Source organism: uncultured Microscilla sp., assembly GCF_947493425.1.
GTDB lineage: Bacteria > Bacteroidota > Bacteroidia > Cytophagales > Microscillaceae > Microscilla.
In genome coordinates, this window is sequence record NZ_CANLRP010000117.1 from 20,364 (window position 1) to 27,220 (window position 6,857).

Annotated in this window: 5 protein-coding genes; 4 read left to right on the top strand and 1 reads right to left on the bottom strand. The window is 35.7% G+C overall.

The window, feature by feature from the left end; genetic code table 11:
• Window positions 1–30: 30 nt before the first annotated feature.
• The gene (locus tag Q0954_RS23600) at window positions 31–1,587 is read left to right on the top strand and encodes a bifunctional response regulator/alkaline phosphatase family protein (protein ID WP_299461106.1); all 1,557 of its coding nucleotides are present in this window, start codon (window positions 31–33) and stop codon (window positions 1,585–1,587) included.
• A gap of 120 nt (window positions 1,588–1,707) precedes the next feature.
• Here Q0954_RS23600 and Q0954_RS23605 read toward each other — a convergent pair whose 3' ends face one another.
• Entirely contained in the window at window positions 1,708–2,469 is a 762-nt protein-coding gene (locus Q0954_RS23605) for a WG repeat-containing protein (protein ID WP_299461108.1), read from the bottom strand.
• A gap of 1,653 nt (window positions 2,470–4,122) precedes the next feature.
• On the opposite strand from Q0954_RS23605, the gene Q0954_RS23610 reads away from it, so the two are divergent.
• The 3 genes from Q0954_RS23610 to Q0954_RS23620 all read left to right on the top strand — a co-directional run bounded on the left by Q0954_RS23610 (window position 4,123) and on the right by Q0954_RS23620 (window position 6,652).
• Window positions 4,123–5,556 (top strand): SpoIIE family protein phosphatase, encoded by a 1,434-nt coding sequence (locus Q0954_RS23610; protein ID WP_299461110.1) that lies wholly within the window; start codon window positions 4,123–4,125, stop codon window positions 5,554–5,556.
• Between the two features lie 110 nt (window positions 5,557–5,666).
• The gene (locus Q0954_RS23615; protein ID WP_299461112.1) at window positions 5,667–5,972 is read left to right on the top strand and encodes a hypothetical protein; all 306 of its coding nucleotides are present in this window, start codon (window positions 5,667–5,669) and stop codon (window positions 5,970–5,972) included.
• 179 nt (window positions 5,973–6,151) lie between these two features.
• Window positions 6,152–6,652 carry an Hsp20/alpha crystallin family protein gene (locus Q0954_RS23620; protein ID WP_299461114.1) on the top strand — a complete coding sequence of 167 codons (501 nt, stop codon included), beginning with the start codon at window positions 6,152–6,154 and terminating at the stop codon, window positions 6,650–6,652.
• The last annotated feature ends 205 nt before the right edge of the window (window positions 6,653–6,857 follow it).

Genomic DNA, 6,857 nt, shown 5'->3' on the forward strand with positions numbered 1-6,857 from the left:
CAAAAGACAAAAAATTTAACTTATAAATATATGCAAAGATATTCTATTTTATGGGCCGATGATGAGATAGATATGCTCAAGCCTCACATCATGTTTTTAGATAAAAAAGGGTATGATATTACCCCAGTAAACAGTGGTGCCGATGCGCTGGATAAATTTCAGGAAGAGAATTTTGATGTGATTTTTCTCGATGAAAATATGCCAGGCATTTCTGGGCTGGAGGTACTTGCCCAAATCAAATCAGAGAAACCCAATGTACCAGTAGTCATGATTACCAAGAGCGAAGAAGAACACATTATGGAAGAAGCTATTGGGTCTAAAATAGATGACTACTTGATTAAACCGCTCAACCCTAATCAAATACTGTTATCCGTCAAAAAGATTTTGGAAAACAAGCGTTTGATTACTGAGAAGACTAATATGAGCTATCAGCAAGACTTCCGTAATATTAGTATGGCATATACCGATGATATTGACCATGAAGAATGGGTAGATATTTATAAAAAACTGGTATACTGGGAGTTGGAGATAGAGAACACTGAGCACAAAAGTATGGCTGAGGTGCTGGAAATGCAAAAAAGCGAAGCCAATACCAACTTTGTGAGGTTTATCATGGAAAACTATGAGGACTGGTTGAACGACAAAAACATTGAACGCCCTATGTTGTCGCACGAACTCATGAAAGAAAAGGTTTTTCCCTTATTGAACGATGAAGAACCAGTCTTTTTTATTGTAATTGATAATCTGCGTTACGATCAGTGGAAAATTATAGAGTCTGAAATCAATGAATATTACAAGGTAGCTGAAGAATCAGCCTATTATTCTATTTTGCCTACTACTACGGCTTACGCCAGAAACGCTATTTTTTCGGGCTTGCTGCCCAACGAAATGGCAAAGTTTCATAAAGACTTATGGGTAGAAGAAAACGAAGAAGGGGGTAAAAATTTACACGAGGCTGATTTTCTTGAGCGTCAACTTCAACGCTACAGGCTGGATATAAAATATTCTTATAACAAGATTATTACCCAAAGTCAAGGTCGAAGTCTGGTAGACACTGTGCATAACTTAATGGGCAACCAGTTAAACGCCGTCGTATTTAACTTTGTAGATATGCTTTCTCATTCGCGCACTGACATGAACATGATGCGTGAGCTTATGCCTGATGAAGCCGCCTACCGTTCACTCACCAAGTCGTGGTTTTTATACTCTCCTTTATTCGATTTACTCAAAAAACTCTCTGAAGAAAAGGTCAAAGTAGTGCTTACAACCGACCATGGCACCATAAGGGTACGTAAGCCATTCAAAATAGTAGGAGACCGTAATGTAAATACTAACTTGCGTTATAAACAAGGTAAAAACCTCAGCTTTGACGATGATGATATTTTAGTAGCGCGTAAACCAGAAAAGTTTTTCTTGCCCAAACTCAATGTATCTACTACTTATGTGTTTGCTCTGGAAGATTACTTTTTCGCTTACCCCAACAACTTTAACTATTATGTGAGTTACTACAAAGATACTTTTCAACATGGAGGGGTGTCGCTCGAAGAAGTAATTATTCCTTATGTATTGTTAGACCCTAAGGGTTAAATGGTGTGAAACACCTACATGACAAAAGCATTCAGGCTATTGTAAAAAATAGTATGAATGCTTGCTTGTTTTATAAGTAAAACTAAGTTTGTGGTTACTGTTTTAAAATTAAATCAGTGATTATTTACTACTGTCAGAGTCCCCAGCTAAATTTTCTTGTTTGGGCTTTGTTTTCTTTTTGGGGCAATTTTTTATACACTTACCCAGTTTATTGATGTAAAACCAAGCAGTACCAATTTTTGCTTGTGCCATTCCGTGGTCATTAAAATCAAAAACCTTATCGTACTTAATAGGGATAATTATCTTTCCCGAAGTGTCAATAAATCCATACCTTCCTTCTAGTTGTACTCTTGTCAGGTTATTTCTAAAGTCCCACGCATCTTCATATTTAATCGGAATAACTACTTTACCATGTTTGTCAATAAATCCAAACAAATGCCCTTTTCTTACTTTGGCCAGCCCATCGCGGTAAGGGCTTACCCAGTCGTACTTACTTTTAATATTCTGCAAACCAGTTTCGGTAGTTTGGTTGGAGCCACGATCAAACAAAAAAAGATTGGGCTTATTATACAAAAAGAGAAGAATCATAGATAGCACACCTATAACGCCTAAAAAACGTAAGTTACTGATACTATTGGGGGCAGTGCGTTCGGTAATACTGACCGCCATGAGTCGATTATTTTTTTCGCTCAGAATTAGGGCAAGCTGCTCTTCATTGTTGGCAACTTCGCGCTTGATTTGGCGAATGTATTGTCGGTATTGTTTAAGTTCTTGTGGAGTATGTGCTAAGATTAACTTGAGTTGCCAACGGTATAATAAGTCATAATTTTCCCTCAAATGTTTTTTTAGCTGCTTTATCTCCTGGTCGTAATTGGTTGTCATGTTGTTTTTATTTATTGAAGCAAGCGTCAAATATTATTCGTAAAATCAAGTTCTGTACCACTATAGCACAGAGTACAATTTAGTTGAGTTTTATTTTCACTCGTTTGTTTGCCCGATTAAAATAAAAGAATGATGTTGGTAAGTAGTTATAAAAACTATTAAGTGATGCCTGAGGTGTAAAAGAGAGGGTAGTAAAAAGAAAAAGGAACTGTAACGAGCTCCTTTTTCACCAAATCTAAAAACTACTTTAAAAAAAACTACACATTATATATTTACCATAATAATTGTAGCAAATATATTGAAGTTTGAAACTTCAATTTTTTTTAAAACTAAAACTTATTTATATATACCTTTTTATCATTTAAAATGTTTTACAAATTTCTTAAAAAAAAACTGACTTTTCAGCAAAAACTTTGTTTTAGAAAACTAAAAATCCAATATCTGTAAGATAAAACAAAAAACATCGGCAGTTTTTTATATACCCCTTTTTCATAGGACGCATAAAAAGAAAAAAGCCCCCAATCTGAGCGCTTTTTTCGATCACCTATTTTTCATAAACATTACAAATGACCATAGTTGAAAGTCAATTCTTTTTATTACACCACTAAAACCTTGTATCAATAACTGACTTGGTTATGGCTACATGATTTGTTGGCAATAAATTGCTTTTCAAAAATATCACATATATGTACTTATACCCTTGTTGGTATTAGGCAGCGGACAAAAAAAACAAAAAAAATAAGTACTACATTCAGACTAGAAACTAACACGCTTAAAATCAGTACATTAACTACTGTAACAATTCAATGTATTTTTAAATGTAATTGCCCTGGCGAGCATCAATAGAAAAGTTAAACGCATAAAAAAGCCAATCGAACTCCCATATCGATTGGCTGTTTGTTATTCAACAACTAAGTCTGGCATAATTACAGTTGCACATTTATAAAAATGTCGGTTGTTCCGTTAGCAGAGAATAAAATGAAAGAAAATGTCTTTCGTATAAAAAATGTTTAAATAATAGCAAATAGAATATTTTTTGCTGATTGGTAACAATAGTCGTGATCATTTTTATCACTTTGCTGTGTTTACAAAAGTAAGCATACTTGCTTGCTCAAAAAAAGTAAATTAATAAGGGTTGTTACCCATGTAGGATTCCTTGTAATTTTGTAGTTGATGTTATAGATTAATCGAGTACTTTTATTGCTAAATAATTGATCTGTAATGGCTTGCAAGTAAAAGTTTGTACCAGGTAAATGTACACAGTGATGATAGTTTTAGATAGGAAGCAGAACGATTCACTGATATATTATTTGTTTTCACGCAACAAATATACACTCAGCAAGTAATTACAAACAATAATGTATTCGCATTATTTTGAGCAAATCACAAAGCTTAATATTTTGTATTACAAAACACTCCTCTTAGGAATGGTACCAAAATAAATTTACATTCTTAACCTCATCTTTTGAGGCTATACTTTGTTAAAAAATAGCCGAATAGCGATGCTATTAGCCGGCCATCCCGCAAGCTCGCTCAATATCCACTGGATATTGCCGTGCCGCGTCTAGCAACAAAATATTTTAGCGTTACTATAGAAATTTATTTTTACACCATTCCTTACAGTTTTTCTGCTGATTTAAAGTTAATATACAGATGCAAAATGCCATCAAAGATTTTATAAAATGGTTTATACCTCCAAATATTTCTCCCCAGAGTGAAGATTACCGAAAGGCAGGTTTGGTAGTTTACTCTATTTGGATAACCCTGTTCTTTTCAATGATCTACCTTTTTGTGGCAATGTCTATATGCTTGCGCGATCTGGTAGATACCTTGATTATTACGTCAGTATTTTTTGTAATCATACTATTTCTTTTTAGATACAATGGCAGGCTTATTCTTACAGGTAATCTATTTGCCGCCAACCTGTTCATCATCAGCGTAGTCAGTATTATTGATACAGGCGGCATTGACTCCCCCTCTATTGCCTGGCTTATACTGCCCACAGTAGCGGCTTTGATGTATGCCAATAAAAACTCTGCCTTTGCGTGGGCGGTAATAGCAATGGCATTTATTATAGAGTTTTTTTTGGTGGGTTTATATGGCATTACTTTTACCGCAAAATACCACGCAGAGGCGCGCAATGTATACGGTTTTTTTGCTTTCACTGGCTTATTTAGCTACTTGTTGGTCATATTTGTGATATATGAACAAGCCAAAGAACGTTTTGCTCTCCAATTGAAAGCAGCTAATATAAAAATCTCAGAAAAAAACGAAGAAATTCAAACCCAGTCCAATTATTTATCAGATGCCCTACAAGAAATTACCCATAGTATAGAATATGCCAAACGAATTCAACGGGCGGTATTAGGAGACTCCAAAGATTTGATTGAAAAGTTTCGCCAGGGTTTTGTACTATTTGAACCCCGTGATATAGTTTCAGGTGATTTTTTTTGGCACTCTAGCCTGACCAGTCTACAGGGCGACTCAATCAAGATACTCATTGGGGCAGATTGTACTGGACACGGTATTCCTGGAGCCTTTATGACTATTATGGGCAATGCTTTGTTGGATGAGATAGTCAACGAGCGAAAAATTACTGCACCCGATCAGATTTTGCAAGAGCTAGATCAGAAGGTAGTGGCTACTTTGCAAAAAAAAGACAAAGGAGAAGGTATCAATGATGGCATGGACATGGCAGTATTGGTAGTAAACGAAACCCAACAACAAGCCTACTTTGCTGGTGCTAAATCACCCATGTGGTACATAAGTCAAGGAGAAATACATCAAGTCAAAGGAAGCAAATACCCTATAGGTAGCAATCAATACAATACTGCCAAAGTGTATGAGAGCCACACGATCATATTACACCCTAAGACTATATTTTATTTGTTTTCTGATGGTTTTCAAGATCAGTTTGGAGGCAACGACAACAAAAAATATTTGCGAAGCCGTTTCCGAAGATTCCTGCTTTCTATTAGTCACTTTCCGTTTAGTAAACAAAAAAACCTGCTGCAACAAGAGCTTACCAGTTGGAAAGGAAGCAATGAACAAACCGATGATGTATTGGTAATAGGTGTACAAGTTTAATTTTTTTAAACAATCATTCTTTTTTTTTCGTAACTTTGTGTAAAAAGGTATTTGGTTATACCAGCTACCTTTTAAATTTTAATAACTCATATAACTTAGCTCAAAATATTATGGATTTGATTAGTGCTATTTTCCGCCCCGAAGTAATGGTTTTTCTTGTTCCTATCACTGCCATTGCCGGGCATTACTTTTACCGCGCTCAAAAGCTAAAGGTGGGCAATCAATTAAGTGGCGAAGAAAGAAAGATGTTGTCGCACGTAATGAATGAAAATGAAAACCTTACAAATAGGGTAGAAAACCTTGAATCGATTATTACCGGACTGGATAAGGAGTTGCTTCAAATAAAAGTGAGCGAAGACGCCAAGGAAGTAGAAGACAAGGTACGTAAACTGGCCGATGCACTAAAACAAGGATAATGGTATTGGCAAACATTGCTGCCAATTTGACTGACTTATTAAGCATTTCCTTGACTTTATCGATGTTTTCACATAAAAAACTTCGAAAAACGCCATAAAGTCAGCAAAAAAGTTTTGGCTTTTATATTGTACAGCCAATTATATACTTTTTTCATTTAACCATTAACCTCGATAAAACCATGCATAACAAACACAATAAAGACGATTATAAAAAGAAATTTTCCGATTTATTTGGAAACGACTTTGAAGATCTCCGCAAAGAGTTTGTGAAATTTGGCAAAGAAATTAAAAAAGAATTTGACAGTGTTTCACAGGAGTTTCGCAAGAAGGCAGAAGAAAACATGGAGTTTTATGACCGGGTTCCTCCCATGAACATTATAGAAACGGCCGATAGTTACCGCTTGGAGCTTGCCGTACCCGGCTATAAAAAAGATGATTTCAAAATTCACCTGGACGAGCGCGAACTCAAGGTATCGCTAGACATTGAAACCAAAAAAATAGAAGGAGAAACGTACCACTACAAGGAGTTTGGCTACGCTAAATTTTCACGCAAATATAATTTACCCGAAACAGCCGACCTGGACAGTATAGAAGCGAAATATGATGCAGGGCTTTTAAGCATTACTATTCACAAGAAAGAAGACGCAAAAGACAAGGCAAGAGATATTAAGGTAGATTAAATGGCTGCCAAGATAAAAATAAAGAGCCTGCTCTAATAAAATTAGGGCAGGCTTTATTTTTTCGAATTTACTCAGAGCTTGTTTAAAGCGGTCGTTTATAGGAGATTTTATGATGAGTTTTCGGATTGGATGCGTCAAATTTTGAAGAACCGATGGCTAGAGCTATGCTCTGCCGAGTTTCTAAATCCTCCGAGGACAAGCTCGG